The organism is Bartonella sp. AP9QHHD (genome assembly GCF_042195625.1).
Classification (GTDB): domain Bacteria; phylum Pseudomonadota; class Alphaproteobacteria; order Rhizobiales; family Rhizobiaceae; genus Bartonella.
The window spans coordinates 1-1,138 of record NZ_JBHIOP010000087.1 but is presented as its reverse complement, the minus strand read 5'-3'; the positions used below and the strand labels follow the sequence as shown (position 1 = coordinate 1,138).

Sequence of the window (1,138 nt, the reverse complement as noted above, 5' to 3'; positions counted from 1 at the left end):
TTGCTCTTGTTAAGGGGGCTGGTTCCTTTGCCATTCATAGAACCTTTTTAAAAGACAATGGCTGCAAAACAGATCAGAAACCAGCAAAAGCCATGTTGGGATCTGTAACGGGTGGTGGGGTGCATTTAAGCCAAGCCAATCCAAAACATCTGGTTATTTGTGAAGGCATTGAAACGGGGCTGTCTCTGCTGTCTGGGTTGTTATCAGAGCCCGTTAATTTATGGGCTTCTCTTTCAACCAGTGGCATGATGCGTGTGAATTTACCCCCTACAAAAGGACGTCTGACAATTGCAATGGACGGCGATGATGCGGGTCGTAAAGCAGGTTTTACCCTAGCTGCACGTGCCTATAGCCATGGCTTTGAGGTCTTTATGATGCAAGCTCCAAAAGGAACCGATTTTAATAACGTATTACTTTCTTAAAAGAGGGAAACTATGAAAGATAGTAATTTACAAAACAATAATGAAAATACTCCCGTCAATGATAACGATAATGTCTCTTTAAACGAAAATACTTGTTTAAAAGCCATTTCTTATGAACAAGCCTTGCAACAAAATGGTTGGGGGCAATTACAACCGATTGCTACGGCTCTCTTACCCGTCGAGCCTTTTAAAATATTCCTGCTTCCAACACCATTAATAAACTATGTTTATGACGTTGCTGATATTCAACAATCTTCTATCGATTTTGTTGCTGTTTCTGCTTTATGTGGATTGTCTGCTGTCATTGGAAATGGCGTGCGGGTTTCTCCAAAACAACATGCCAATTGGAAAATTGTTCCTAATCTCTGGGGTGCCATTGTGGGGGAACCTTCAACTATGAAAACAGATACCATGGAAGCTGCTTTAGCACCTCTTGATGTTTTTCAAGAGGAATGGCATCAAGAATGGTTAAAGAAGAAAAAACAGCAAGAAACAAAAGATATTCTTATTGAATTAGACAAAAGAGAAAAGAAAAAACAAGCCTACAAAGCACTCAAAGATCAAGACGAGGAACAAGCCCTTGCTCTTTTTTCTCAATCTCTTGAACATAAGAAAGTGAGGAAGATGACACGCTTAATAAACGACGTCTTATTGTCAACGATGTGACCGTCGAAAAGCTTGGGGAATTGTTAAAAGAAAACCCCCGTGGTCTCTTG

1 protein-coding gene and 1 pseudogene are annotated in these 1,138 nt (G+C 40.4%); both read left to right on the top strand.

Annotated elements, in window-relative coordinates; translation table 11 throughout:
• Positions 1 to 422 (top strand): toprim domain-containing protein (locus tag ACFIK4_RS07505; protein WP_375675657.1); only part of this gene is annotated, 422 nt, incomplete at its 5' end.
• Between the two features lie 12 nt (positions 423 to 434).
• A pseudogene (locus ACFIK4_RS07500) lies at positions 435 to 1,138 on the top strand (DUF3987 domain-containing protein); the annotation flags it as partial.